General features: G+C 62.7%; 24 protein-coding genes and 1 tRNA gene. 17 read left to right on the top strand and 8 right to left on the bottom strand.

The features are described from left to right. Positions 1-110: 110 nt before the first annotated feature. From C7A17_RS16820 to C7A17_RS16810, 3 genes are read left to right on the top strand one after another with little or no spacing between them, the layout of a single operon-like run. Entirely contained in the window at positions 111-1,394 is a 1,284-nt protein-coding gene (locus tag C7A17_RS16820; protein WP_106739095.1) for a hypothetical protein, read from the top strand. Further along, positions 1,391-2,389: a phage integrase gene (locus tag C7A17_RS16815; RefSeq protein ID WP_106739094.1), complete on the top strand. Its 999-nt coding sequence runs from the start codon at positions 1,391-1,393 to the stop codon at positions 2,387-2,389. Before C7A17_RS16820 ends, C7A17_RS16815 begins: the two co-directional genes overlap by 4 nt. Positions 2,390-2,439: 50 nt before the next feature. Beyond that, a complete protein-coding gene (locus C7A17_RS16810) occupies positions 2,440-2,766 on the top strand; it encodes an excalibur calcium-binding domain-containing protein (protein ID WP_106739093.1) in 327 nt (108 codons plus the stop codon). A 78-nt stretch (positions 2,767-2,844) separates the two neighbouring features. On the opposite strand, the gene C7A17_RS16805 is transcribed toward C7A17_RS16810, so the two are convergent. Then, positions 2,845-2,921 (bottom strand) — tRNA-Met (locus tag C7A17_RS16805). 235 nt (positions 2,922-3,156) lie between these two features. On the opposite strand from C7A17_RS16805, the gene C7A17_RS16800 reads away from it, so the two are divergent. Next, the gene (locus C7A17_RS16800) at positions 3,157-3,384 is read left to right on the top strand and encodes a hypothetical protein (RefSeq protein ID WP_106742981.1); all 228 of its coding nucleotides are present in this window, start codon (positions 3,157-3,159) and stop codon (positions 3,382-3,384) included. Here the strand turns inward: C7A17_RS16800 and C7A17_RS16795 are convergent. Further along, the gene (locus C7A17_RS16795; RefSeq protein WP_106739092.1) at positions 3,381-3,737 is read right to left on the bottom strand and encodes an excalibur calcium-binding domain-containing protein; all 357 of its coding nucleotides are present in this window, start codon (positions 3,735-3,737) and stop codon (positions 3,381-3,383) included. The two genes, C7A17_RS16800 and C7A17_RS16795, sit on opposite strands and share 4 nt — an antisense overlap. A gap of 143 nt (positions 3,738-3,880) precedes the next feature. On the opposite strand from C7A17_RS16795, the gene C7A17_RS26940 reads away from it, so the two are divergent. Together C7A17_RS26940 and C7A17_RS16790 are read left to right on the top strand one after the other, a co-directional pair. After that, positions 3,881-4,054: a hypothetical protein gene (locus C7A17_RS26940; protein ID WP_199796333.1), complete on the top strand. Its 174-nt coding sequence runs from the start codon at positions 3,881-3,883 to the stop codon at positions 4,052-4,054. Positions 4,055-4,080: 26 nt separating this feature from the next. Then, complete coding sequence (locus C7A17_RS16790) at positions 4,081-4,527, top strand: hypothetical protein (protein ID WP_106739091.1); 447 nt, start codon at positions 4,081-4,083, stop codon at positions 4,525-4,527. Positions 4,528-4,579: 52 nt separating this feature from the next. Here C7A17_RS16790 and C7A17_RS16785 read toward each other — a convergent pair whose 3' ends face one another. After that, positions 4,580-5,494, bottom strand: a complete 915-nt coding sequence (locus C7A17_RS16785; RefSeq protein ID WP_106739090.1) for a DMT family transporter — start codon at positions 5,492-5,494, stop codon at positions 4,580-4,582. Between the two features lie 262 nt (positions 5,495-5,756). After that, complete coding sequence (locus C7A17_RS16780; protein ID WP_106739089.1) at positions 5,757-7,673, bottom strand: bifunctional metallophosphatase/5'-nucleotidase; 1,917 nt, start codon at positions 7,671-7,673, stop codon at positions 5,757-5,759. 173 nt (positions 7,674-7,846) lie between these two features. Between C7A17_RS16780 and C7A17_RS26935 the strand changes: the two genes are divergently transcribed. Next, a complete protein-coding gene (locus C7A17_RS26935; RefSeq protein WP_170965248.1) occupies positions 7,847-8,011 on the top strand; it encodes a hypothetical protein in 165 nt (54 codons plus the stop codon). Positions 8,012-8,314: 303 nt separating this feature from the next. Here the strand turns inward: C7A17_RS26935 and moaE are convergent, their stop codons facing one another. The 4 genes from moaE to C7A17_RS16760 all read right to left on the bottom strand — a co-directional run bounded on the left by moaE (position 8,315) and on the right by C7A17_RS16760 (position 11,272). Continuing rightward, a complete protein-coding gene (gene moaE / locus C7A17_RS16775) occupies positions 8,315-8,770 on the bottom strand; it encodes a molybdopterin synthase catalytic subunit MoaE (RefSeq protein WP_106739088.1) in 456 nt (151 codons plus the stop codon). A gap of 129 nt (positions 8,771-8,899) precedes the next feature. Next, the gene (locus tag C7A17_RS16770; RefSeq protein WP_003459467.1) at positions 8,900-9,142 is read right to left on the bottom strand and encodes a MoaD/ThiS family protein; all 243 of its coding nucleotides are present in this window, start codon (positions 9,140-9,142) and stop codon (positions 8,900-8,902) included. Next, positions 9,139-9,615, bottom strand: a complete 477-nt coding sequence (moaC, locus tag C7A17_RS16765; RefSeq protein ID WP_003459465.1) for a cyclic pyranopterin monophosphate synthase MoaC — start codon at positions 9,613-9,615, stop codon at positions 9,139-9,141. Before moaC ends, C7A17_RS16770 begins: the two co-directional genes overlap by 4 nt. Positions 9,616-9,880: 265 nt before the next feature. Continuing rightward, the gene (locus C7A17_RS16760; protein WP_106739087.1) at positions 9,881-11,272 is read right to left on the bottom strand and encodes a PhoH family protein; all 1,392 of its coding nucleotides are present in this window, start codon (positions 11,270-11,272) and stop codon (positions 9,881-9,883) included. Positions 11,273-11,694: 422 nt separating this feature from the next. Here C7A17_RS16760 and yaaA point away from each other — a divergent pair, with 422 nt between their 5' ends. The 10 genes from yaaA (at position 11,695) to C7A17_RS16710 (ending at position 25,761) form a co-directional block, all read left to right on the top strand. Then, positions 11,695-12,474 carry a peroxide stress protein YaaA gene (yaaA, locus tag C7A17_RS16755; protein WP_106739086.1) on the top strand — a complete coding sequence of 260 codons (780 nt, stop codon included), beginning with the start codon at positions 11,695-11,697 and terminating at the stop codon, positions 12,472-12,474. Positions 12,475-13,181: 707 nt separating this feature from the next. Further along, positions 13,182-14,492, top strand: coding sequence for a GDP-mannose 6-dehydrogenase (algD, locus tag C7A17_RS16750; protein ID WP_106739085.1), 1,311 nt, complete (start codon positions 13,182-13,184; stop codon positions 14,490-14,492). Positions 14,493-14,541: 49 nt separating this feature from the next. Beyond that, positions 14,542-16,023 carry a glycosyltransferase family 2 protein gene (locus C7A17_RS16745; RefSeq protein ID WP_106739084.1) on the top strand — a complete coding sequence of 494 codons (1,482 nt, stop codon included), beginning with the start codon at positions 14,542-14,544 and terminating at the stop codon, positions 16,021-16,023. A gap of 26 nt (positions 16,024-16,049) precedes the next feature. Next, positions 16,050-17,213: an alginate biosynthesis protein Alg44 gene (locus C7A17_RS16740; protein WP_106739083.1), complete on the top strand. Its 1,164-nt coding sequence runs from the start codon at positions 16,050-16,052 to the stop codon at positions 17,211-17,213. 13 nt (positions 17,214-17,226) lie between these two features. Next, positions 17,227-18,603 carry an alginate biosynthesis TPR repeat lipoprotein AlgK gene (gene algK, locus C7A17_RS16735; protein WP_106739082.1) on the top strand — a complete coding sequence of 459 codons (1,377 nt, stop codon included), beginning with the start codon at positions 17,227-17,229 and terminating at the stop codon, positions 18,601-18,603. Between the two features lie 14 nt (positions 18,604-18,617). Then, positions 18,618-20,057 (top strand): alginate export family protein, encoded by a 1,440-nt coding sequence (locus tag C7A17_RS16730; protein WP_106739081.1) that lies wholly within the window; start codon positions 18,618-18,620, stop codon positions 20,055-20,057. Between the two features lie 11 nt (positions 20,058-20,068). Continuing rightward, on the top strand, positions 20,069-21,604 hold the full coding sequence (algG, locus tag C7A17_RS16725) for a mannuronan 5-epimerase AlgG (RefSeq protein WP_106739080.1): 1,536 nt from the start codon (positions 20,069-20,071) through the stop codon (positions 21,602-21,604). Between the two features lie 12 nt (positions 21,605-21,616). Beyond that, complete coding sequence (locus tag C7A17_RS16720; protein ID WP_106739079.1) at positions 21,617-23,047, top strand: alginate O-acetyltransferase; 1,431 nt, start codon at positions 21,617-21,619, stop codon at positions 23,045-23,047. Positions 23,048-23,057: 10 nt separating this feature from the next. Then, positions 23,058-24,134 carry a mannuronate-specific alginate lyase gene (locus tag C7A17_RS16715; protein WP_106739078.1) on the top strand — a complete coding sequence of 359 codons (1,077 nt, stop codon included), beginning with the start codon at positions 23,058-23,060 and terminating at the stop codon, positions 24,132-24,134. Between the two features lie 160 nt (positions 24,135-24,294). Next, a complete protein-coding gene (locus C7A17_RS16710) occupies positions 24,295-25,761 on the top strand; it encodes an MBOAT family O-acyltransferase (RefSeq protein WP_106739077.1) in 1,467 nt (488 codons plus the stop codon). Positions 25,762-25,772: the final 11 nt, after the last annotated feature.

Raw genomic sequence — 25,772 nt, 5'->3', positions numbered from 1 at the left:
GCGAGCGGTTCAGTTCAGAGGGAGCGAGCGGCGCGCACGCCGCTGACGTCCCTGTAGCACGTCAGATAAACAGATTTAAGCGTCCACATTGCACCAGAGAGATACAGAGAATGAGCGCACCAAAGGACTACTACCGCATTGATATTGAGACCGGGAAAGAAGACCCGAAAAGTCGTCTCTTCTGTGATCCTCGAGCGGGTGGTTTCGTGGATCTGTCCAACGTCCGAATCCTGGCCTGTAGCGTCGATACCGTCCGCCAGTTGTATCGTGGTCTGATCCGTCCTGAAATCATGTGCCTGTTCGAGAAACCCGGCACCATCGTGGACTTTGCTGGCCAGCGCTGGCATTCCGGGCGTGTCAGCAAGGATTCCGGCTACCAGTACAAACTCCAAAATGCTGACCTGGGCATCATCCTGCTGGTGAAGAACTTCAACGCCAAGCTGGAGAACATCGGGCCACACCTGAAAGTCGAAGTCTCGCCCCACGCCATCGACACCTTCTCGCCTGAGCGCCTGCAAGAGCGCTTGGACTATTACGCCAGCCACGTTCTGACCAACGTCGAACGCAACCAATGCGCTGTTCACCTCGCGCTAGACCTGCAAGGCTGGCAACCACCCGCCGATCTGGTAGCCCGTATGCACTGCCGTGCACGTGCTGCCCGTGATATTTCCGGCATCAAGGAAATCCAGTGGACACTGGAGTCTGCCACCTACGGCAAAGGCCAGTCGTATCTATTCGGCTCCGCTGGTGGCGTCCAGCTCGGGATCTACAACAAGACCGAACAGGCCCGAGCCATCGATAAGCTCGACTATTGGGAAAACGTCTGGCGTCGCCGTGACAGCTTCGACGAAGCAGACCCGGACAACTACAACCCCGAGCAAGACGTGTGGCGTGTCGAGCTGCGCTACCACCACTCGGTTATCCAGCAATTCGCCTCGGGCTCTGTCGATCTTCACACCGGTGCGGCCATCGAAACAAACAGCTACGCCGCCTTTGCTCCGCACCTCGACGGCCTGTGGCGCTATGGCCTGCGCCAATTCAAATTGCTGGCTCGCCCTGGTTACTTCGAACCTATCTGGACGCTGATCCGTGACGACGTGCGCGTCGATCTGCCGGTCGATTCCCTGGTGGATGAAACCGAGTACAAGCGCCAATACAAGACCTCGCGGGGCTTCTCCGGCAAGAACGTGGAGCTGTTCTTGGGAAACTTCGTCAGCCTGCTGGCACGGGAGCGAGTGGGCGCTAGAAAGGCTTTCTATCGGCTCAAGGATTGGGAGTGCTGGCCGGTGATCCGCGACCACTATGCAGCCAAAGGCATGGATGAAGACGGACTGTACAAGCACATCAAAGGCATCCTGGAAGAACGCCATATCCGCTGGGGGCGTGCTGTATGACGGCCAGGAAAGACGGCAGCACCTGGACAGCTGACTTCTACGAAAACGGTCGCTCTGGCCGTCGTATTCGCAAGAAGGGTTTCAAAACCAAAGCAGCAGCCCAGCGCTATGAATCGGAGTTCTTCGCCAGCCTGAACACTACCGGCCGACCGCTCGATGATCGCCTGTCGGATCTGGTGACGCTCTGGCATGAATTGCACGGCTGCTCACTCAAGGATGCCAAGCATCGGCTTGCCCGCACCCTGGCCACTGTCGAACGTCTCGGCAATCCGATGGCCTCCAACTTCGATGCCCTCGCCTGGGCACGCTATCGCCAGTCCCGCCTGAAAGATGTCAGCCCGCACACCGTCAACCACGAACAGCGCTACCTGTCGGCAGTGTTCTCCGAACTCATCCGCCTGGGTGCCTGGGCCGGCAACAACCCATTGGCCAAGGTTCGCCAGATTAAGACCGATCAGACCGAGCTGACGTTTCTGACCTTGCAGCAGGTCGAACAACTGCTTGAAGAGTGCAAACGCTCGACCAACAACCATACCTATCCGGTTGCACTGATCTGCTTGGCCACTGGCGCCCGATGGGACGAAGCGGAATCCCTGTCACGGGGAGCTCTGTTCGGGGGTAAGGCACACTTTCACCGAACCAAAAACCGTCAGTCCCGGTCGGTGCCGATCCCTAAAGAGGTCGAAGAAATTGCATTAAAGGTGGGTATGCCTGGGAATGGCCGGTTGTTCATGCCCTGCCGGTCGGCATTCCGGTCTGCTTACCAGCGTTGCGGTTTCCACACACCTGGACAGATGACTCACATTCTCCGGCACACCTTCGCCAGCCATTACATGATGGGCGGTGGTGACATCCTGGGTCTGCAACGCATCCTCGGGCACTCCACCATCACGATGACCATGCGCTATGCACACCTGTCGCCAGATCATCTGGAGTCTGCGCTTCGTCTATCTCCACTCAATCAAAGCGGTCATACTGTGATAACAGGGAGGTGAGACGGTTCGTCATATATCGCCCTTATGCTACTTAGCTTACGGGGTCAAAATTGAAGAATCTGATCATTGCTCTACTGATCGGCGCTGCTGTCTGGCAATTTTATCTGAAACCTAATTCAGAGCGCTCTGATAGCTCGACCTCATACCCTGCTAGTCAACCGACAACTAGCGTCTCCAGTGGTATACCAACTAGCTTAACTCAGCCATCTATCAGCCCTGCGAGGCCTGCTACTCCGTCTTACTCTTGTGACGGTCGAACCCATTGTTCTCAAATGACTTCGTGCGCTGAGGCCACTTTTTTCCTTCGTAATTGCCCTGGCACGAAGATGGACGGCAACAACGATGGCGTGCCATGTGAACGGCAATGGTGCCGCTAGTAGACAGGGTGTAGTCACTTCGTAGTCACTACCCCAGAAACGACAAAGGGCTAGCCGAAGCTAACCCTTTGATAAATATGGTGGCTACACCGGGACTTGAACCTGGGACATCAGCATTATGAATGCTGCGCTCTAACCGACTGAGCTATGTAGCCAACGGCGCGCATTTTCCGCGTCTCGAATAGCGCTGTCAACCCCAGCACATCGATAAATTTACGTTTTATCAAGCGGTTAGGCTTCGGGGGAATCGGGCAGAGCAGGTGGTGGGCTCAAGGCTCGCGACACGCATCTTCACCTGCCTGCGCGGCGCACGGACGGTGCTTGCGGGGCCGTGAGGCGATGCAGGAAAATTCGCCCCAGCCAGGCTGCAGCGCCGCCGCGCGCTGGCCCATGAACCAGGAGAGCACCTTGAGAGCGAGAGACGACTTCGACGATTTGCGGGCGGAGCGCGATATGCCGACGCGCTACCGAAACGAGCCCAACCGCTTCGCCGGACTGTGGAAGCAGATCGCGATTGGTATCGTCGTCGGCTACAGCGTGCTCGGGATCGTCAGCGCGGTTGCCTGGATGATCGTCGCCCGACTCGTGCTCGGCGACCTCTCCATCAATCTGCCTTAACGGCCGCACCATTGCCCTTCACAGGGCACGCCATCGTTGTCGCCGTCCATTTTCGTGCCGGGGCAGTTGCGCAGAAAGTAGGTGGCTTCAGCGCAGGAGGTCATCTGCGAACAATGGGTACGGCCATCGCAGCGATATTGACTGCTGCCCACCTGGGCGGCCGGCTGGTTGATCGAAGGTGGCGACCGCAGGCTGTCCAGCGAGAAAGAGGACGAGCTGGACTGGGTGACCACCGGGCTTTCCATCACCGAGCCGTCGCTGGCGATGTTACTGATCACCGGGCTGCCGGGTTTGCTCAGGTAGAACTGCCAGAAGGCGGCGCCCAGCAGCAGGATGATGATCAGCTTCTTCATTGCGCAGTCCCTTGCCGATTATGCGGAGTGACCACCAGTATTGGCTCGCCGAGCCGGCAACGCCAGGGTTGGGCACTGACACACTTGCCATCCCCTGCCCGCCTCTTCATCCTGCCCCATTGTTTTCGCAAAAGAGCCCTGTCATGACGCCCATCCAGAATATCGGCCTGGCGCTATTCGTCCTGCTTTCCATCGGTCTCGCCATCGGCCACAAGACCGAGTGCGGCGATGGCCGCGTGGTGGAAACCTATCTGGCCAAGGGGCTGGCATCAAAGGTGCTGGGGCATGATCTTTGCCAGCAACCACAGCAACCCTGAACCAACCGAGCATTAAGGAAGATGTGATGAAAAAGTTCGCCCTGCTGTTCAGTTGCAGTCTTCTCGGCGCCTGCGCCAACTTCGGCTCGCAGCCGCCAGTGCCGATTACCTCGCCCGTGGTGCAGGCGTTTCGCGATATCTGCCTGCAGACTGCACCGAGCTTTGCCGAGGCGCATCGCGTGGCGCGCCAGCATGGCATCACCGAGATGACCGATATGGGCTTTGCCACCATCGGCTTCAATGCGGACAAGAGCCTGAGCATTCAGGTCAAGGTCAGCCACGAGTGCGTGGTGACCAGCGAGCCGCAGCAGGATGCGACGCTGACCAGCCAGTTGTTGACGGCCGCGGCGGTGAACGCCGGCACCACAGTGCCACGCAAGACGCCGGCGAAGATGATGATCGCCGGGCAGCCGTTCATCCTGATGCATGACCGCGAGGGTGGTGAGGCGTTCTTGATGCTCAAGCCGGAGTGAAGAAAGGCGGCTAGCCCTCTCCCACAATCAGGAGAGGGTCGTGATGCTGAACTCAGGCGCTTTTACTCGGCCGTGTGGCCACCAGCAGGCCGCCGAAAATCATCGCAGCACCTAGCCAGTGGTAGATCTCCAGGCTCTCGTTCAGCAGCACCCAGCCCAACAGCGCAGTGAATACCGGCATCACGTAGTTGGTCAGTGCCGCCTTGGCCGCGCCGACCACTCGGATGCCGTGATTCCAGGCCAGATAGGCGAGCAGCGAGGCGAATACAGCGGTGTAGGCGACAGCCGAGAGGTTGGCGGCGTTGAGCGCCAGATGGGCGCCCTGACTCAGCTCGTATAAATAGAAGGGCAGGATCAGCGGCACGCCGAGCAGAATGAATGCACCGAGCAATGCCAGCGGCGGAATCGGTTGCAGGTAGGCCGACCAGCGCCGCAGCAGCAGCGAGTACAGCGCCCAATCGACCACGGCCAGCAGCATGATCAGGTCACCCTGATTGAACGACAGGCTGGCGATGCGGCTCCATTGCCCATGGCTGATCAGCACCGCCAGACCAATCACGGCAACGCCCATTCCCCACCAGGCACGCCGCGCGGGCCATTCGTTGAGCAACAAGCCGGCGCCGATGAAGGTCACCAGCGGCAGGCAGGTATTGACCAGCGAGATGTTGATCGCGGCGGTAGTCTGCGCCGCGCTGTAGAGCAGCGAGTTGTAGCCTGCGATACCGAGGCCGCCGAGCACCAGCAGGCGCCAGCCCGCGTGACGCAGTGCAGCGCGATGACGCCACAAAGGTATGGCGACGAAGGGCAGCAGCAGCGCCAGCGCCAGGCACCAGCGCCAGAACGACAGGGTGAACGGGGCGATTTCACCGGCGAAGGCGCGCGCCACCAAGGCGTTGCCGGACCAGCAGAGATTGGCCAGCAACAGGCCGAACAGCGCCAGCGGGCGCGAGTGATTGAGTGCGGTCATAAGGCTTGGGCCACGCCAACGACGTGACGGATATCCGAGAGGGTCTTGGCCGGCTGTGCGCGGTCACCGAGCGGGCAGTGCTGAGCAATCATTGCGTAGCTTCCGAATCAGGCGGCTTTGCACCATACGGAGGCAGGCAATGCTTGGCAAGATTGCGGGCGGGGCGATGTAGGGTGCGCCGTGCGCACCGAAGTCGTTACGCACCGAAAGAGCCGGCGCACGCAGCCTAGGCAGCCCCGCGCACCTGCGGTTCAGTAGCGCATCAGTGCCGGCGGCGCAGCGGGCGGGTGAGCAGCCAGAGGATCAGCAGCACACAGGCCAGGATCACCACGCTGACGCCCCATTGCATCGTTCCCGCCAGGCGGAACATTTCCGCCGGGTGCAGGCTGGGCGCACGCACCATGCGCTCTTCGGCTGCGGCGCCAGTAGTGGGAATGTCGGGCAGGCCGTCGCCATCGAGATCCGGCAGGCTGCGGATATGGTCGAGCAGTGCCTGCCACTCCTTGAGTTCCTGCACACCTTCCTTGCCCGGATCCTGGTCGACGATGGCGTCTTCGATGCGCGGCAGCGGTTTGCCCTCGGCGTCCTTGGGCACGACATCGAGCAGGCCCTTGGTCAGATCCGGCACCAGCCAGGTGAAGCTGCCGACATAGCTGGTGGCACCGATGCTGTAGAGGCGTGTGTCATTCAGATCCAGATCACGGTAGCCATTGCGCGGATCACCGATCTCGATGCGGCTGACCCGGTCGAACGGCACGCGCCAGGGGTTGTAGGTGAAGCGCACGCCGGAGACGCGCGGGTAATAGCTCTGGCTATCGCGCAACTGGTAGGCGAGCAGCAGCACTTCCAGCAGCGACTTGATTTCGCGGGCACTGACATAGGCCTTGATCAGCGGATAGCCGGGCTCGTCATCGAAGTGACCAATGCCCAGCGGGGCAATGCGAAACAGGTCGGACACGTCCTGTACGCCATGGCGGCCCTTGAGCAGGTCATCGCGGATGGTGCCGTTGCCGGTGAAGGCAAGGTCGGCATCCACGGCGTGGCGCAGGGCGTCGGTCACCAGGTTGGCCAGGGTGTTGTCGCTGAAGTCGCGGCCCAGACTCTGGTCGACCTTGGCCAGCGGTTGATCGAAGCGATAGCCCTTGGGCGCCAGCATACGTTCGCTGACCACCTGCTTGAAGTCTTCGACCTTGGCGGTGATGGTCGCGTCGCCGGCAATGCTGTCGTTGATCGGGTGCAGGCGGTAATCGCGCACGCGCGGTACGCCGTCGTCACCGAGGGTCATGCGCAACTCGCCGAGGTACTGGATTTCCGAACCGGCCTGCACTATCGGGGTATGCCCGTTGACCAGCACCGGCTGTGGCAGCGCCACATGCGAATGTCCGCCGACGACGATGTCGATGCCCGGCACCTGCTCGACCAGTTCCACTTCCTCGCCGCGCCAGTTGCCATCGGCCTGCTGAGTGACGCCCATGTGCGACAGCAGAATGACCACCTCGGCGCCCTCCTCACGCAGCTTGGCCACGGTTTCCTTGGCGATGGCCACCGGGTCGGCGAAGGTCAGCGGCTTGATCATCGGGCTGACCGCTACGGCGTTGTTACCGAGCAGGCCGAACAGGCCGAAGCGAATGCCGCCGCGCTCGATCAGCGTGTACGGCAGGATACGTCCAGCATCGTAGTGCGCCTGCAGGCTGTCATCGGCCTTGCTCGTGGCATCGAAACGCATGTTGCTCGACAACAACGGCAACAGCGCATCGCCCTTGGCCTTGTGCGCGGAGCTGATCATCGCGGCGAGGCCAGCCGGGCGGAAGTCGAACTCATGGTTGCCGATCACCGCCGCGTCGTAGCCCAGGTCGGTCATCAGACGCAGCTCGCTGCCCATCTCACGGGCTATGGTGTGAAACAACGTGCCCATGGTGAAGTCGCCGCCATCGAGCAGCAGCAAGGGTTCTTCGCCAGCCGCCGCGCGACGCTCACCCAATAGCGTGGCCAGGCGGGCAACACCGCCGACGGTGTCGTCATCGTTCACCGTCGCCGGGGTGTATTCGTTGTTGGGGCCAAACCCGAGCAGCCGCGACTGCCAGTCGTTGCTGTGCAGGATGGTGAAGCTGCGTTCGGCAGCGGCCAGCGGCGTTGCGGTCAGCAGGCCGGCGAGCAGGAGTGAGGAGAACAGGTGCATGGACGATCCTTGACGATGACTACGCACAGTATGGAGCAGGCCGTGACGCCAGACAGCGACCAATCGGGCCGCGTATTGTCGCCAATCGAGTCAGTCGTATTGCCCCAGGTCAGCACCGAAGGCCAATGGAGGGGCTAGTCTGTAAACAGAGGGCTGCGAAACGGAGAAGAGCGATGGATCACTATCACCTGATGCTGCTGCTATTGGTTGGCGGCTTCCTGCTGCTGGGAGTCGGCTTCAACTTTCGCGAACACGAATGGGGCATACGCGTGCTGGGCCTGGGCGTGTTGCTGATGCTGGTGCCGATTGCGCTGCGGGTGCATCTGGCGCTGGCTTAGGGCTTCAAAGAGTCGCGGCTACCGTGAGTGCGCCATGCGCCTCAAGCGATCTTGAGGGTGTCGCGATTCATTCGGTCAGGGTGTGCGAGGAGCCGGTGCGCACGGCGCACCCTACGGATCGCGATCACCGGAGGTCATGAGTATCAGGTGATATGGGTGGACACGCGCGGAGTACCCTGCGGGTTCGGAATCACGCGCCGCATCGTAGGGTGCGCCATGCGCACAGAACGGTATCGAGGGGGACGCGCTGTGCGGTCATCCGCCGTGCGAGGAATTGCGAAAAACCGGTGTGCGCGGCACACCCTACTGACGCTGCCAACGTTCGGCAGCGCTCTGGTCGCTGCAGCGCCCTTCGACCCAGCGCGGGCCTTCGCTGGTGTCTTCCTTCTTCCAGAACGGTGCGCGGGTCTTCAGGTAATCCATGATGAAGTTGCAGGCGTCGAATGCCGCCTGCCGGTGGGCGCTGCTGGTGCCGACGAAGACGATAGGCTCGCCCGGCTCCAGGCGGCCAATGCGGTGGATGATCTCGATACCCAGCAGCGGCCAGCGCTCACGCGCTTCATCGGCGATCTTGGCCAAGGCCTTCTCGGTCATGCCGGGGAAGTGTTCGAGAAACATGCCGCCGACTTCACGCCCATCGTTGAAGTCACGCACGTAACCAACGAAGGTGACCACCGCGCCGATGCCGAGGTTGGCGGCATGCAGGGCATTGAGCTCGGTGCCGGGGTCGAAGGGTTGGGCTTGGACGCGGATGGTCATGGGGTGTCTCGTTTGATGGGGCTGTGGTCAAGGACGGTCGGCGGGTGATTGGTGGGCTGAAGCGGAGCGCCGCCCGGCCCACCCTACAAGGTTGAAGCGGAACACCGCCCGACCGCTCCTACAGGGTGATCAGCCGCCGGTTACGGTGGGGAAGAAGGCCACTTCATCACCTTCGGCCAACGGCTCGTCGAGGCTGCACAGCTCCTGGTTGCGTGCGCACATCAGGTTCTGCTCCCCCAGCACCTCCCACTCGCCGCCACGGGCAACCAGGTGCAGGCGCAGGTCGTCGAGGGTGGCGAAATCGCCGCTGAGTTGTTCGTCGTCACGGCCCAGGGCTTCGCGGTAGCGGGCGAAATACTGCACGCGGATCATGCTTGCTCCTCCAGCTTGTAGTGACCGCTCTTGCCGCCGAGTTTTTCCAGCAGGCGTACCTGCTCGATGACCATGCCGCGATCCACGGCCTTGCACATGTCATAGATGGTCAGCGCGGCGACGCTGGCGGCAGTCAGTGCTTCCATCTCGACACCGGTTTGCCCGGACAGTTTGCATCGCGCGGTGATATGCACGCTGTCATCACCCTCCGCACGCAGTTCGACCTTGACGCCGGTGAGCATCAGCGGATGGCACAGCGGGATCAGATCGCTGGTTTTCTTCGCCGCCTGGATACCGGCGATGCGCGCCACGGCGAACACGTCGCCCTTGGGGTGCTCGCCGGCAACGATCATCTGCAGGGTGGCAGGCAGCATGCGCACACGTGCTTCGGCGGTGGCCTCGCGGAAGGTGGTCGCCTTGTCGGTGACGTCGACCATATGCGCGCGGCCTTGGGAATCGAGGTGGGTCAGCACGGGAAAGCTCCTGGCGAGAATCGGCCGATTGTAAACCTGCAGGTCAGGATTTCGTAGCCCGGATGAAACCCGGGGCCAGAGCGGCAAAAATCCCCGGATTTCATCCGGGCTACTAACTGCATTCGGCTACACAACTGTAGGAGCGGATTTATCCGCGATCATCGCGGCTGAAGCCGCTCCCACGAGACCTGTAGAAATTCGTTAATGCAGACTAAAACGCCCCTGCTCTTGCGAGCAGGGGCGCCAGTGTTTAACAGACCGAGGGTTACATATGGGTTTCCGCGTATTCCGCCAGGATCGAGCGTGGTACGCCTTGCAGGGTGATGTGGACGCCGTGCGGGAAGTCCTTGAAGCGTTCGGTGAGGTAGGTCAGCCCCGAGCTGGGCGCTGACAGGTAGGGCGTATCGATCTGCGCCAGGTTGCCCAGGCATACTACCTTCGAGCCACTGCCGGCACGGGTGATGATGGTCTTCATCTGGTGCGGGGTGAGGTTCTGGCACTCGTCGATGAGGATCAGGCTCTGCTGGAAGCTACGCCCGCGGATGTAGTTGAGCGACTTAAATTGCAGCGGCACCTTCTGCAGGATGTAGTCGACACTGCCATGAGTGCTCTCGTCATCCATGTGCAGAGCCTCGAGGTTGTCGGTAATGGCGCCGAGCCAGGGTTCCATCTTCTCCGCCTCGGTGCCAGGCAGGAAGCCGATCTCCTGATCCAGCCCCTGCACGCTGCGCGTCGCGATGATGCGCCGGTAGCGCTTGCTCACCATGGTCTGCTCGATGGCCGCAGCCAGCGCCAGGATGGTCTTGCCCGAGCCGGCAGCGCCGGACAGGTTGACCAGATGGATGTCCGGATCGAGCAGGGCGAACAGCGCCAGCGCCTGATGGATGTCACGCGGTTTCAGGCCCCAGGCTTCCTGGTGCAGCAGCGGCTCCTGATGCATGTCGAGGATCACCAGCTCGCCATCCTTGACTGCCTTGATCCAGCCGACGAAGCCCTGCTCGTCGAGGATGAACTCGTTGACGTGCACCGATGGCAAGTTGTCGGTGAGCTGCACGCGGTGCCAGGTACGACCGTGATCCTGCCGGGTCTCGACCTTGCTCACGCGATCCCAGAACGAGCCGCTCATGTCGTGGTAGCCCTTGGACAACAGCGACACGTCGTCGACCAGTTGGTCGGTGTGGTAGTCCTCGGCATCGATGCCGCAGGCGCGCGCCTTCAGGCGCATGTTGATGTCCTTGGTCACCAGCACCACGGACAGCCCGGGGTTACGCGACTTCAGCTCCACCAACTGGTTGATGATCTTGTTGTCGTTGAGGTTTTCCGGCAGCCAGGTCACCGGCGCCGCGCTCTTGCTCATGAGGATGGAAAGGCGCCCACAGGGGCCGCTCTTGCCGCGCTGGATGGGTACCCCGTGCTCGACGTCCTCTGGTTCGGCCCCTGCGAGAATCTGATCGATCAGGCGGATGGCCTGGCGACATTCAGCGGCAACACCGTGTTTGCCGGACTTCAGCTTGTCGAGTTCCTCCAACACCGTCATCGGGATGGCGACGTGGTGTTCTTCGAAGTTGAGCAAGGCGTTGGGATCGTGAATCAGGACATTGGTGTCGAGGGCGTAGAGGGTTGGAGCGGTGGGCTTGGAGCGTCCGTGGTCATCCATACTCGGTCACCTTCTTGTAGTAGCCAGGCGACGCAATACCAGGGCGGTGCTGCGCCGTACAGAGACCGCCGACTTTTCAGGTCGGGGCCGAAAGGTGGCAAGCAAGGTGAGGGCCAATGGCCGCCACCTGTCTGCAGGTTTCGGCGGTCTTGCTTTTTTATTACTCCAATTCACATGACAGAAAAACGTTTTTTTATCGCCATGCAGGTTTATTTGCAGAGGCGACAGATAGTGCTTGGCGAGGTGCCAGCTCCCCGTTAAAGTCCGAAGTCCTACCTGCTGTAACCCTCCTTGACTCCCCGCCCCTACTTGCAGCACGCCGCGCCAATCGGGTGCAGCGGTCTCTTTCAATCGCCCCGATAGGTGGTCTTGCCGATCCCCGACCTCTAGAATCGCCGTCACGCTTTCTGGAGATTCCGCAGATGTTGATGGTGATTTCACCGGCCAAGACCCTCGATTACGAGACCCCGCCAGCCACCCCGCGCTTCACCCAACCCGAACACCTCGACCACGCGCAGGAACTGATCGCCCAACTGCGCGACTTCAGCCCTGCGCAGATCGCCGAGCTGATGGGCCTGTCGGACAAGCTCGCCGGCCTCAACGCCGCGCGCTTCGGCAGTTGGGAGCGACCGTTCAACCCGTCCAACGCCAAACAGGCGCTGCTGGCGTTCAAGGGCGACGTCTACACCGGCCTGAACGCCGAGGATTTTTCCGAGGACGACTTCGATTTCGCCCAGAGCCACCTGCGCATGCTCTCCGGCCTCTATGGCGTGCTGCGCCCGCTGGATCTGATGCAGGCCTATCGCCTGGAAATGGGCACCAAGCTGGTCAACGGTCGTGGCAAGGATCTGTACGCCTTCTGGGGCGAGCGCATCAGCGGCTGGCTGAATGAAGCGCTGGCTGCGCAGGGCGACGACGTGTTGCTCAACCTCGCCTCCAACGAGTACTTCGGTGCGGTCAAGCGCAAGGCACTGAACGCGCGGATCATCGACACCGAGTTCAAGGATCTGAAGAACGGCCAGTACAAGATCATCAGCTTCTACGCCAAGAAGGCCCGCGGCCTGATGGCGCGCTACGTGATCAAGGAGCGCCTGACCAACCCCGACGGTCTGAAGGACTTCAACTATCAGGGTTACCGCTACTCGGCCGAGCACTCCAAGACCGATAGTCTGGTTTTTCTGCGCGACCAGCCGCAGGACTGACGCCACGCCCTCCCCCACCCCGTGCACCACTCATCGGTTACTGCACGGGGTCGGCACCTGCGCTTATCACCTGCCTCCCGCCCTCGCCCGCCGCTTCGCTGCCCCCTGAGCACTGCGCTTTGCCGGGACTCCCACGCCACGCTTCTTGCGCGTGAAAACCTGCTTGGCGTCACACTTTCAGCGCCACTGCACTTTCTCGCGAACTTATTGCGCCCCTTAGTTATCCGATAGTTTCACACTTATTAATGCACGTATTGCCATCATGCATTTTGCAAGTTGCCACTATATTGCGATCAACTTACCCGTTCAGCTCCCGTTCAGCTACGGACGAACGGTAGGAACTATCGGAAAAGACCGCCACTCATACAGCCCGTAACACATTTCAACTCATAACTTTCTTATCAACCGAAACTGCCTATTTGCGAATAAACATTCGCCAGGCTGCTTCACCCCAACGAAAGTTTGTGCGTTTCACAGGGAGACATAGAAACCCCGAAAGCATCGAGACAGAGGCCTCAAGCGAGGCAGCAAAGACAATATCAAAGAGCCACGAATTTATATAAGGCTCGCATCTGACGCCACACTTCCGGCGTCACAACTCTCTTATGCCTGAATGAACTTGCTCAATTCAAAACAGCAAGTTCACGGACTAGTTTTGGCCATAAGGCCAGTATTTTAAACTGCATCGAACGGACGAGGTGAATACCATGCGAATCAGCATCTTCGGTTTGGGTTATGTAGGCGCTGTTTGTGCCGGTTGTTTGTCGGCACGCGGCCATGACGTGATTGGCGTGGATATCTCCACGCACAAGATCGATCTGATCAACAACGGTAAATCGCCCATCGTCGAGCCGGGTCTGGAAGAGCTGCTGCAACAAGGCCTGCGTCAGGGTCGTCTGCGCGGCACCACTGACGTCGCCGCAGCGGTATTGGAAAGCGACGTGTCGTTCATCTGCGTCGGTACGCCGAGCAAGAAGAACGGCGATCTGGAACTGGATTACATCGAAGGCGTATGCCGTGAAATCGGTTTCGCCCTGCGTGACAAGGCCGAGCGCCACACCGTGGTGGTACGCAGCACCGTACTGCCGGGTACGGCGAAGAATGTGGTACTGCCGATCATCGAAGATTGCTCCGGGAAGAAAGCCGGCATCGACTTCGGCCTGGCGGTGAACCCCGAGTTCCTGCGCGAGAGCACCGCGATCCAGGACTACGACTACCCACCGATGACCGTCATCGGCGAGCTGGACAAGGCCTCCGGTGATCTGCTGGAAAGCATCTACAGCGAGCTGGACGCACCGATCATCCGCAAGGACATCGAAGTCGCCGAGATGATCAAGTACACCTGCAACGTCTGGCACGCCGCCAAGGTCACCTTCGCCAACGAGATCGGCAACATCGCCAAGGCGGTCGGCGTCGATGGTCGCGAGGTGATGGAAGTGATCTGCCAGGATCACAAGCTCAACCTCTCCAAGTACTACATGAAGCCTGGCTTCGCCTTCGGCGGCTCCTGCCTGCCCAAGGACGTGCGCGCCCTGAACTACCGCGCCGGCAGCCTGGACGTCGAAGCACCGCTGATCGGCTCGCTGATGCGCAGCAACGCCGCCCAGGTACAGAAGGCCTTCGACATCATCGCCAACCACGACACCCGCAAGGTCGCCCTGCTCGGCCTGAGCTTCAAGGCCGGCACCGATGATCTGCGCGAAAGCCCACTGGTGGAACTGGCCGAGATGCTGATCGGCAAGGGCTACGACCTGGGTATCTACGACCGCAACGTCGAATACGCCCGCGTGCACGGCGCCAACAAGGACTACATCGAGTCGAAGATCCCGCACGTTTCCTCGCTGCTCAACAGCGACCTGGAAGAGGTGGTAGCCAAGGCCGACATCATCATTCTCGGCAACCGCGACGAACGCTTCGCCAAGCTGGCCGAGCAGGCGCCGAGCGGCAAGCGGGTGATCGACCTGGTCGGTTTCATGCCCCACGCCAGCAACGGCGTGGCCGAAGGCATCTGCTGGTAAGGACCCGAGCCTACCTGCGCGCCTGGCGCGCAGGTAGCCGGAGACGCATATGGACAAGCTCAAGAACGGCCTCAATCAAGCCAGCGGCTGGCTGCTCTACCTCAGCCTGCTGATGCTTCTGGCACTGGCCCTGCCACGTTCGGTGTTCGACCCCGAAGCGCGGGACTTCCTCCTGCTCATCGGCATCGTCGGCATCTGGCGCTATTCCATGGGCGCCCTGCACTTCGTGCGCGGCTGCCTGTTCCTTTACCTGGTGTACCCCTGGTATCGCCGCAAGGTGAAAAAACTCGGCAAGGACGCCGACCCCTCTCATGTGTATCTGCTGGTCACCAGCTTTCGCATCGAAGCGCTGACCACCGCCATGGTCTACCGCTCGGTGATCCGCGAGGCCATCGACTGCGGCTACCCATGCACCGTGGTGTGCTCGATCGTCGAGCTCTCCGACGAGCTGCTGATCAAGAACCTCTGGGCTCAGGCCGAGCCGCCGGCGCACGTCACCCTGGATATCGTGCGTATCCCCGGCACCGGCAAGCGTGACGGCCTGGCCCATGGTTTTCGCGCCATCTCGCGGCAGATGCCGGATCGCGATGCGGTGGTAGCGGTGATCGACGGCGACACCGTGCTCGAGCCGGACGTGGTGACCAAGACCGTGCCCTGGTTCAAGCTCTTCCCCAATGTCGGCGGGCTGACCACCAACGAGTTCTGCGAGGTGCGCGGCAGCTACCTGATGAGCGAATGGCACAAGCTGCGCTTCGCCCAGCGCCACCTCAACATGTGCTCGATGGCACTGAGCAAGCGCGTGCTGACCATGACCGGGCGCATGTCGGTGTTCCGCGCCAGCGTGGTCACCGACCCCGAGTTCATCCGCGACGTGGAAAGCGATCACCTGGAGCACTGGCGCCTGGGTCGCTTCCAGTTCCTCACCGGTGACGATAAGTCCAGCTGGTACAGCCTGATGCGCCTGGGCTACGACACCTTCTACGTACCGGATGCCGCCATCAACACGGTCGAGCACCCGCCGGAGAAGAGCTTCGTCAAGGCCAGCCGCAAGCTGATGTTCCGCTGGTACGGCAACAACCTGCGGCAGAACTCGCGCGCCCTGCGTCTGGGCATGAACCGCCTCGGCGCGTTCACCAGCCTGGTGCTGTTCGACCAGCGCGTATCGATGTGGACCTGCCTGCTCGGCCTGTGCGTGGCAATCATCGCCAGCATCAAGTACAGCGTGATGTACCTGCTGATCTACCTGCTGTGGATCGGCATCACGCGCCTGATCCTGACGCTGCTGCTGATGCTCTCCGGGCACCGCATCGGCCCGGCCTACCCGGCCCTGCTCTATTACAACCAGATCGTCGGCGCGCTGGTGAAGATCTACGTGTTCTTCCGCCTCGATCAACAGTCCTGGACGCGCCAGAACACCAAGCTCAACCGCGGCCTGTCCAGCTTCGCCAACTGGTTCAACAGCTGGTCGTCGCGCGCCATGACCTTCTCTGCCGCCTCTGTCTTCATCGCCGCGCTGCTGGCGCTGGTGTGACCGTACTCGAATAGGAACTAGCCACCATGAACTCCGTCGCCAATCTCAACGTCGTCCATGAGTCCGAAGCCCAGCGCCAGCACGCCCGCGTCAAGCTGCCTGGGCGCCTGCGTTACACCAATGCCCAGCGCGAACGCATCGATGCGCGCCTGCAGGATGTGTCTGCCGGCGGCTTCAGCTTCACCAGCGAGAACACCACGCACAAGGTCGGCGATTTCCATCGCGGCCAGCTGCAGTTCCAGCTCGACAGCCTGGTGCTGGGGCTGGATGTGGAATTTCAGGTCAGCTCGGTACAACCGGAGCACAACCGCGTCGGCTGCCAGTTCCACAACCTCGGCGCCCGCGAGGTCGCGGCCCTGCGCCATCTGATCAGCAGCCACCTGGCCGGTGAGCTGGTCAACGTCGGCGAGGTGCTGCACATCCTGCAACGCGACAACTTCACCAAGGCGCGCAAGAACGGTTCCGGCGGCGGTATGGGCGTGTTCGGCCGCCTGCGTGCGGTGGCGTTCAGCGGCGCGATCTTCGTCGTCGGCCTGGCCGCCTTCGGTTACATCGGCAAGTCGATCTACGGACTGTACTTCGTCACCCACGCACAATCGGCACAGGTCAGCCTGCCCGCACTGCAAGTGACCATGCCGCGCGAAGGCAGCGTGCAGAGCCTGGTGCAGCCCGATGGCGTGATCGAGAAAGGCGCGCCCATCGCCACCTTCACCACCAGCATGCTGGAAATGCTCAAGGGCCACCTCGGTGACGACCAGCTCGAACCGAGCCAGATCGAAGCGCTGTTCGCCCGCGAAATGCAGGGCACCCTGACCAGCCCGTGCAACTGCAAGGTCGCCCGCCAACTGGTGGCCGACGGTCAGTTCGCCAGCAAGGGCGACGTGATCTTCGAACTAGTACCGCAGGACGGCGTCGCCAGCGTCAGCGCCAGCTTCCCCTACCGCCATCTGGAACAAGCGCGCCCCGGCACGCCGGTGAGCTTCCGTGTGGCCGGCGAGAACGAAAGCCGCCGTGGCGAGATCATCAGCAGCAACCTGCACGAGGGCGGGCTGTCCTCGGACATCCGTGTACAGATCAAGCCCGACGACCTGCTGCCAGCCAGCCTCGCCGGGCAGCCGGTGGAAGTGGTGATCGATCGCGGCCCGTCGCTGAGCTGGCTGGTCGACCGCGCCGTCGCGGCTGGCCGCTAAGGAGAACCACGCCGTGAGCATGCCCCTTCTTCGTCCTGCCCTGCTGGGCCTCGCCGTCAGCGCCACGCTGGCCGGTTGCACCGGTCTGCCGGATCAGCGCCTGGCCCGCGAAGCCCTGCAGAGCGGCGACCAGCAGACCGCCGAGTGGCATTTCCGCCAGCTTGCCGAGATGGGTTACAGCGACGCACAGATCGGCCTGGCCGACATCTACGCCGCCAATGGCCAGACCCAGGATCTGGATGAGGCCGAGCGCATCTACCGCCAGGCCCTGGACGGCTCGCCGCGTGCCGAAGCACGCCTCGGCAAGCTGCTGGCGCGCAAGCCCGGCAGCACCCTGGCCGAACGCCAGGAGGCCGCCGAGCTGCTGGAGAGCGCAGCCCGCGCCCGCGAGCCCAGTGCGCTGCTGCCGCTGACCGAACTCTACCTGTTCTACCCACAGGACTTTCCCGCCATGAACCTCGCGCAACGTATCCAAGACTGGCGCCAGCAGGGTCTGCCACAGGCAGAACTGGCGCAGATTCTCCTGTACCGCACCGACGGCACCTACGACCAGCACCTGGGCGAGATCGAGCGCATCTGCCAGGCGCGCCTGGCCAGCAACGACGCCTGCTACGCCGAGCTGGCGACGGTGTACCAGAAGCAGAACCGCGAAGACGACCGCGAAGCGCTGATCGAGCAACTGCTGACTGGCTACCGCGCCGGCAACGTCTCGCCCAACCAGGTCGACTCCGTGGCCCAAGTACTCAGCGACCCGGAGCTGGGCCAGCCGCAACCACAGCGCGCGCAGGAGCTGCTCGAAGCCATCGCACCGAGCTATCCCGCCGCCTGGGTAAGCCTGGCGCGCCTGCTCTACGACTACCCGGCACAGGGCGATACCGAGACCCTGCTCGGCTATCTGGACAAGGGCCGTGAGGCCGCTCTGCCACGCGCCGAGCTGCTGCTCGGGCGTCTCTACTACGAAGGCAAGCTGCTGCCGCAGGAGCCGAAGAAAGCCGAGGAGCACCTGCGCAAGGCCGCGCCCAGCGAGCCCAGCGCCAATTACTACCTGGGGCAGATCTACCTGCGCGGTCACCTCGGCGAAGTCTATGCCCAGCAGGCACTCGACCACCTGCTCAGCGCCGCCCGCGCCGGCCAGCTCAGCGCCGACTTCGCCCTGGCGCAGATGTTCAGCCAGGGCCGTGGGGTCAAACCCAACCCGGTCAATGCCTACGTATTCAGCCAACTGGCCCTGCCCCGCAACACGCCGCCGACCTTCGAGTTGGCGCACGAGGTGGCCGAGAGCCTGACCCCGGCGCAACTGGCCGAAGGCCAACGCCTGCTGCGCGAAGAGCGCAATGCACGCGGCATCGTCCTGCAGCAGCAGGCCGCTCTGCAGGTCAGCCAGCCATGAACAGGGATGCACGCATGCAGCTAAACCGTATCGTTAGTCAGCTCGGGCTGAGTGCCAGCCTGCTGGCAGCCAGCGCCGCCTGGGCGGCGGATGCGCCGAAGCACTTCGGCCTGGATGTGAAGATCACCGCGCAATCGGAAGACGACCGCGACCTCGGCACCCGCGACGGTGGCGATGTCAACGGTATCGGTCTCGACCTGCGCCCGTGGGCCTACGGCGAACGCGGCGACTGGAGCGCATTCGCCATGGGCCAGGCGGTTACCGCCACCGACACCATCGAAACCGACCCGCTGCAGGACGATGGCGAAGACAGCAGCCAGCGCAGCGACGCGCGCCAGCCGGACAAGAACTACCTGGCCATGCGCGAGTTCTGGGTCGACTACGCCGGCCTCACCGCCTACCCCGGCGAGCACCTGCGCGTCGGTCGCCAACGCCTGCGCAGTGACGAAGGCACCTGGTGGGACACCAACATCGAGGCCATCAACTGGCGCTTCGATACCACCCTGCTGCAGGCCACGGTCGGCGTTGCCGAGCGGTTCTCCGACTACCGCACCGACCTCGACGACCTGGCGCCCGAGGACGAAGACCGCCAGCACTTCTTTGCCGGCCTCGACTACCAGTGGACGCCCGGCCACCGCATCGGCGCCAAGCTGCACCACAGCCGTGACGACGGCCACCTGGCCAATCAGGGCGAGCGCGTCGACGAACTGAGCAAGCGCTACACCGGTGACCTGACCTGGTTCGGCCTGCACGCCGATGGCGGCTTCTTCGAGCGTAATTCGCGCAACCGTCTCAACTACTGGGCGCAGCTGACCTGGCTGCAGGGCGACACCGACCAGTTGCAGCAACAAGTGGTCGGCAACGAACGCATCGCCACCGGCTCGCGCAGCCAGGACGTGGATGCCTGGGCGATGGATCTGGGCCTGCGCTACAGCCTCGACGACAACTGGAAGATTGGCGCCGCCTACGCCCGTGGCAGCGGCGGTGGTGACGAAGGCAAGTCGCGGCAGTTCATGCAGACCGGCCTGCACAGCAACCGGGCCAACTTCACCGGCGTCGAATCGCGCCTGCACCGCTACGGCGAGGCCTTTCGCGGTGAGCTGTCCAACCTGCAGGTGGCCAGCGCGTTCAGTTCCTGGCAGTTGGGCGAGGACTACGACGCCAGCGTCGTCTATCACCGTTTCTGGCGCGTCGATGGCGACCAGGATGTCGGCGACAGCGGCATCACCGCACCGCTGGTGGCTGGCGAGAAAGACATCGGCCAGGAAGTCGACCTGGTGCTGACCCGCTATTTCAAGCAGGGCCTGCTGCCGGCCTCGGTGGCCGAACAACTCGACGACCGCTCGGCGCTGGTGCGCCTGCGCGCCGGCGTGTTCCTGCCCGGCGACGCCTATGGCAGCGGTACCGACTCGGTGATGCACCGCGCCTTCGTCGACTTCATCTGGCGCTTCTGAGGGATCGGATCATGCAACCCAACGGCTTAGCCCTACCCCTGCTGCTCAGCGCGATGTGTCTCGCCGCGCCACTGGCCCAGGCCAACCCGCAGGAACACCAGTTCGACTACCGCGTGCGTAGCGCCCCGGCCGCCGAACTGCACATGGAGGCGCCCGCGCTGCCGGATCTGTCCGGCTACACCAAGGAAGCGGTGCTGGCCAAGATTCCGCAAGGCAACAAGGGCAAGGTGGTGGTGCGGCGCATGCTGCGCCAGGACGCCCTGAAGGACTTCACCGGCGGCAACGAACGCCTGCGCGAATGGATTCAGCGCCAGCAGGGCATGCCCATGGCGATCTTCATCGAAGGTGGCCTGGTCACCGCGCAGGACATCGCCAAGGCGCTGCCCGACAGCCAGTTCGCCGAACAGGAAGACGGCGTGTACCTTGCCCGCCTGCCCATCGTGGTGGCCGAGGGCGCGGCGCTGCACGTCGGCAAGGACACCCGCGAGCTGCGCCTGTCGCAGGAGCGCGGTGCGTTTCTGGTCAACGACGGCCTGATGTTCATCACCGACACCCGCGTCACCGCCTGGCGCGAGGCCGACAACGGCCCGGCGACCATGCGCGACGAGGGCAAGGAATTCCGCCCGTTCCTGGTGTCCTGGGGCGGCAGCGAGCTGTATATCGCCAGCAGCGTGCTGACCAGCCTGGGCTACGACAACTCCAAGTCCTACGGCGTGTCGATCACCCAGTACACGCCGAGCATGCACGAGCGCCTCAAGCGCGATGAACCGACCGGCTGGCTGATCGATTCGGAGTTCGTCGATCACTGGTACGGCTTCTACTGCTACGAAGCGCAGAACGTGGTGATCAAGGGCAACACCTACCGCGACAACATCGTCTACGGCATCGACCCGCACGACCGCTCGCACGGGCTGATCATCGCCGAGAACACCGTGTTCGGTACCAAGAAGAAGCACGGCATCATCATCTCGCGCGAGGTCAACGACAGCTGGATCATCAACAACGAGAGCTACGACAACAAGCTCTCCGGCGTGGTCATCGACCGCAGCAGCGAGCGCAACCTGATCGCCTACAACCGCGTGCACGGCAATCATGCCGACGGCATCACCCTGTACGAGAGCGGCGACAATTTGCTGTGGGGCAACCAGGTGATGCGCAACCAGCGCCACGGCATTCGCATCCGCAACAGCGAGAACATCCGCCTGTACGAGAACCTTTCGGCGCTCAACCAGCTGACCGGCATCTACGGCCATATCAGGGATCTGTCGGATACCGATCGCGACCTGGATCTCGACCCCTTCGACGCCAAGATCTCGATGATCATCGTCGGCGGCACCCTGGCCGGCAACGGCTCCAGCCCGATCAACATCGACTCGCCGCTGTCGGTCGAGCTGTACCGCGTGAAGATGCTCGCGCCGCGCAAGAGCAGCGGCATCCAACTCGCCGGCATCCTCGGCGAGAAACAGGACGAAATCCTCGACCTCATGGTGCGCCAGCGCCAGCCCGTGCTGATCGACCCGATCGAGCCCGAGCAGATGACCAACTGACGAGGCCCCAGAATGCGCGTATCCCAACTCAAGACCCTCGCCCTGGCGGTGACCTGCGCCGCCTTCGGCAGCAGCCTGCAAGCCCAGGAGCGCCAGGCGCCGCAGTACCAGGTCGAAGACTGCTGCTCGCTGTGCCCGGCGGCGCACGATGCCAGCCGCTACACCACCAACTACATGAAGAACTTCGTCACCCTGCTCGATGCCGACGAGGGCTGGCTGTTCCGCAGTGTCGAAGACCTGCGTACCGAGTTCGGCACCACGGAGGTCGGCTACCAGCGCCTCAAGGAACTGCGCGACGGCCTCAAGCAGCGCGGCGTGGAACTGGTGGTGGTCTATCAACCGACCCGCGGCCTGGTCAATCGCAGCAAGCTACGCCCGGCCGACTACGAGCGCTTCGACTACGACACGGCGCTGCACAACTATCGCCAGGCGTTGACGCGCTTCGAACAGCTGGGCATCTGGGTGCCGGATCTGACCCCGCTGACCGACGAGGACAGCGACCAGGAGTTCTACTTCCGCCGCGACCAGCACTGGACGCCCTACGGCGCCGAGCGCACCGCGCGCCTGGTGGCCGAAACCGTCAAACGCATCCCTGGCTTCGCCGACATTCCACAGAAGGAATTCGTCACCGAACGCATTGGCCTGATGGGCAAGACCGGAACCATGCAGAACGTCGCCAGCCAGCTGTGCGGCACCGGTTATGCGGTGCAGTACGTCGATCAGTTCAGCACCGAGCCGAAGGACGCCAGCGCTGGCGACGCGCTGTTCGGCGACGACGCCAGCCCGCGTGTTGCCCTGGTCGGCACCAGCCACAGCGGCAAGAATTACAACTTCGGTGGCTTCCTCGAACAGTACCTGGGCACCGACGTGCTCAACGCCGCCTTCCCCGGCGGTGGCCTGGAAGGCGCGATGCTCGAATACCTGGCCAGCGACTCGTTCCAGAACGACCCGCCGCAGATTCTCATCTGGGAATTCTCGCCGCTCTACGACCTGGCCTCGGACAAGATCCACCGCCAGTTGATGGCCAGCCTGAACAACGGCTGCAGCGGCCAGCGCGAAGTGCTCGCCAACGAAACACGCCTGCGCCCCGGCAGCAACGAGGTGCTGGTCAACGGTGAGAACAAGCTGCTGAACCTGGCCGGCAACCGCCACCAGCTCGACCTGCGCTTCAGTGATCCATCGGTCAAACGCGTCGACGCCACCATCTGGTACCTCAACGGCCAGCGCGAAAAGCTCAAGTTGGAGAAACCCAATACCGTCGACACCGATGGCCGCTTCGCCGTGGAACTTCGCGACGAACCGGGCTGGGGCGAGCAGAACTTCTTCGCTCTGGAAATCGAAAAGCCCGAAGACAGCGCCGATGACCTGAAGGTACAGGCCAGCCTGTGCCAGCGTCCGAACGGCGCCAATCAGCAAGTCGCCCAGCACCATGCGGGCGATTGAGGAGGCCCTTATGCCCACACGACTCGCACCTCTGACGCTCATGGCCTTGCTGCTCAGCGGCCCGGCTTTCGCCGCTCTACAAGCGCCGGTCGGCTATCACGCAGCGGTTGGCCAGCGTGAGGGCAAGGCGCCCGCCTGCCAGGCGACGCCGCAGCCCTACACCGGCGAGCTGCAGTTCACCAGCAAGTACGCTGGCTCCGACAGCGCGCGCGCCACCCTGAACCAGCAGGCCGAGCGAGACTTTCGCAAGCAGACCGAAGCCATCACCCGCCTGGAGAAAGAGGCCGGGCGGCTGATCACCGGTTACATGCGTACCGGCCAACGTGAACGCCTGGATTGCGCCATCACCTGGCTCGACCAGTGGGCCAGCGCCGATGCGCTGGAGTCGGAGCAGTTCAACCACACCGGCAAGTCGATGCGCAAATGGGCGCTGGGCAGCCTGGCCGGCGCCTGGCTGCGCCTGAAATTCTCCGAGTCGCAGCCGCTGGCCGCGTACCCCGAGCAGAGCGAACGAATCGAAGCCTGGTTCACTCGCCTGGCCGAGCACACGGTGCGCGAATGGAGCGACCTGCCGCTGCGCAAGATCAACAACCACAGCTACTGGGCCGCCTGGTCGGTGATGGCAGTGGCGGTGATCGCGGATCGCCGCGACCTGTTCGACTGGTCCGTCGATCAATTCCGCATCGCCGCCAACCAGGTGGACGACGACGGCTACCTGGCCAACGAAATGCGTCGTAGCCAACGTGCCCTGGCCTACCACAACTATGCCCTGCCGCCGCTGGCGATGATTGCTGCCTTCGCCCAGGCCAATGGCGTCGACCTGCGCGAGGAAAACCATGGAGCCCTGCAGCGCCTGGCCGAGCGAGTGCTGCAAGGCGCGCAAGACCCAGCCGCCTTCGCCCAGCGCACCGGCGCCAAACAGGACATGAGCGAGCTGCGCAAGGACTTCAAGTACGCCTGGCTGGCGCCCTACTGCAGCCTCTATGCCTGCAGCGCGCAGACCCAGGAACTGAACAAGGAAATGGGCCCGTTCAACAGCTTCCGCCTCGGCGGTGAGGTGACCCAGGTATTCGGTGACGGGCACTGATGCACACATCCTGTAGGAGCGGCTGGGCGGCATTCCGCTTCAGCCGCGATTTTCGCGGATAAATCCGCTCCTACAAATATGCGGCGACATGGCAAAAACAAACCCTCCGCTCGCGGGGGGAAAGGGGGGCGCTGCCCCGGCTATTCACGGAGAAGCACGGATGGTCTTTTCATCCAACATATTCCTGTTTCTGTTCCTGCCGACCTTCCTCGGCCTGTACTACCTGTGCCCCAACCGGCACCGCAACCTGCTGGTACTGGTCGGCAGCTACCTGTTCTACGCCTGGTGGCGGGTGGACTTCCTCCTGCTGTTCGCCGCGGTGACCCTGTGGAACTACCTGTTCGCCCTGCGCATCCACGCCAACGCTGGCACCGAGGTGGCGCGTAAATGGGTGGTGGCCGGGGTAGTCGGCAACCTGGCCACACTGGGCTACTTCAAGTACGCCAACTTCGGTGCGGCCAACATCAATGCAGCGCTCGAGGCGATGGGTTTCGAGCCCTTCCTGTTCACGGCGGTGATCCTGCCGATCGGTATTTCCTTCTACATCTTCCAGTCGATCAGCTACCTGATCGACGTGCACCGCAAGGACACCGAGCCGACCCGCAACCTGATCGACTTCGCCGCCTTCATCGCCCTCTTCCCGCAACTGATCGCCGGCCCCGTGCTGCGCTACAAGGACATGGCCGACCAGTTCACCAGCCGTACCCACAGTCTGGACAAGTTCTCCGAAGGCGCCACGCGCTTCATGCAGGGCTTCGTCAAGAAGGTATTCATCGCCGACAGCCTGGCGCCACTGGTCGACCATTGCTTCGCCCTGGAGAACCCCAGCACCGGTGACGCCTGGCTGGGCATGGTCGCCTACACCGCGCAGCTGTACTTCGACTTCTCCGGTTACAGCGACATGGCCATCGGCCTCGGCCTGATGATGGGCTTTCGCTTCGTCGAGAACTTCAACCAGCCCTATATCAGCCAGTCGATCACCGAGTTCTGGCGGCGCTGGCACATCAGCCTGTCGAACTGGCTACGCGACTACCTCTACGTGCCGCTGGGGGGCAATCGTCACGGTACGTTCAACACCTACCGCAACCTGTTCCTGACCATGCTGCTGGGCGGTTTCTGGCACGGCGCGAACTGGACGTTCCTGATCTGGGGCGCCTGGCACGGCACCTGGCTGGCCATCGAGCGCGCACTCGGGGTCAAGGCCTCACCAACGCTGTTCAGCCCGGTGAAGTGGGCCTTCACCCTGCTGCTGGTGATGCTCGGCTGGGTGATCTTCCGCGCCGAGAACCTGGAAGTTGCCGGGCGCATGTACGCCGCCCTGTTCGCCTTCGGCGACTGGCAGCTCAGCGACGCCGTGCTGGCCCAGACCAGCAGCCTGCAGCTGGCCACCCTGGGCCTGGCCTGGGTGGTAATTGCGGTCAACGGTGCCCGTCAGCATTTCGCCCAGCGCCGTATCGACGCGGTCGACACGCCAGCGCTGGCCCTCGCCGGTGGCGGCAGCCTGGCGGCGACCTCGGTGGACGTGCGCTCACTGCTGATGCACGGCGCCTTGCTGCTGCTGTTCTGCGCCTCGCTGCTCAAGCTCTCGGCGCAAAGCTACTCCCCCTTCCTGTACTTCCAGTTCTGAACGGAGACACG

It is taken from the genome of Pseudomonas mendocina (assembly GCF_003008615.1).
Lineage (GTDB): Bacteria > Pseudomonadota > Gammaproteobacteria > Pseudomonadales > Pseudomonadaceae > Aquipseudomonas > Aquipseudomonas mendocina_C.
The sequence above is the reverse complement of the archived record's forward strand: the minus strand, read 5'-3'. Positions and strand labels throughout refer to the sequence as shown.

Coding starts and splice junctions, on each gene's coding strand:
- C7A17_RS16820 (WP_106739095.1), top strand. CDS start 111: ATGAGCGCACCAAAGGACTACTACCGCATTGATATTGAGACCGGGAAA.
- C7A17_RS16815 (WP_106739094.1), top strand. CDS start 1,391: ATGACGGCCAGGAAAGACGGCAGCACCTGGACAGCTGACTTCTACGAA.
- C7A17_RS16800 (WP_106742981.1), top strand. CDS start 3,157: ATGAACCAGGAGAGCACCTTGAGAGCGAGAGACGACTTCGACGATTTG.
- C7A17_RS16795 (WP_106739092.1), bottom strand. CDS start 3,737: ATGAAGAAGCTGATCATCATCCTGCTGCTGGGCGCCGCCTTCTGGCAG.
- C7A17_RS26940 (WP_199796333.1), top strand. CDS start 3,881: ATGACGCCCATCCAGAATATCGGCCTGGCGCTATTCGTCCTGCTTTCC.
- C7A17_RS16790 (WP_106739091.1), top strand. CDS start 4,081: ATGAAAAAGTTCGCCCTGCTGTTCAGTTGCAGTCTTCTCGGCGCCTGC.
- C7A17_RS16785 (WP_106739090.1), bottom strand. CDS start 5,494: ATGACCGCACTCAATCACTCGCGCCCGCTGGCGCTGTTCGGCCTGTTG.
- C7A17_RS16780 (WP_106739089.1), bottom strand. CDS start 7,673: ATGCACCTGTTCTCCTCACTCCTGCTCGCCGGCCTGCTGACCGCAACG.
- C7A17_RS26935 (WP_170965248.1), top strand. CDS start 7,847: ATGGATCACTATCACCTGATGCTGCTGCTATTGGTTGGCGGCTTCCTG.
- moaE (WP_106739088.1), bottom strand. CDS start 8,770: ATGACCATCCGCGTCCAAGCCCAACCCTTCGACCCCGGCACCGAGCTC.
- C7A17_RS16770 (WP_003459467.1), bottom strand. CDS start 9,142: ATGATCCGCGTGCAGTATTTCGCCCGCTACCGCGAAGCCCTGGGCCGT.
- C7A17_RS16760 (WP_106739087.1), bottom strand. CDS start 11,272: ATGGATGACCACGGACGCTCCAAGCCCACCGCTCCAACCCTCTACGCC.
- yaaA (WP_106739086.1), top strand. CDS start 11,695: ATGTTGATGGTGATTTCACCGGCCAAGACCCTCGATTACGAGACCCCG.
- algD (WP_106739085.1), top strand. CDS start 13,182: ATGCGAATCAGCATCTTCGGTTTGGGTTATGTAGGCGCTGTTTGTGCC.
- C7A17_RS16745 (WP_106739084.1), top strand. CDS start 14,542: ATGGACAAGCTCAAGAACGGCCTCAATCAAGCCAGCGGCTGGCTGCTC.
- C7A17_RS16740 (WP_106739083.1), top strand. CDS start 16,050: ATGAACTCCGTCGCCAATCTCAACGTCGTCCATGAGTCCGAAGCCCAG.
- C7A17_RS16730 (WP_106739081.1), top strand. CDS start 18,618: ATGCAGCTAAACCGTATCGTTAGTCAGCTCGGGCTGAGTGCCAGCCTG.
- algG (WP_106739080.1), top strand. CDS start 20,069: ATGCAACCCAACGGCTTAGCCCTACCCCTGCTGCTCAGCGCGATGTGT.
- C7A17_RS16720 (WP_106739079.1), top strand. CDS start 21,617: ATGCGCGTATCCCAACTCAAGACCCTCGCCCTGGCGGTGACCTGCGCC.
- C7A17_RS16715 (WP_106739078.1), top strand. CDS start 23,058: ATGCCCACACGACTCGCACCTCTGACGCTCATGGCCTTGCTGCTCAGC.
- C7A17_RS16710 (WP_106739077.1), top strand. CDS start 24,295: ATGGTCTTTTCATCCAACATATTCCTGTTTCTGTTCCTGCCGACCTTC.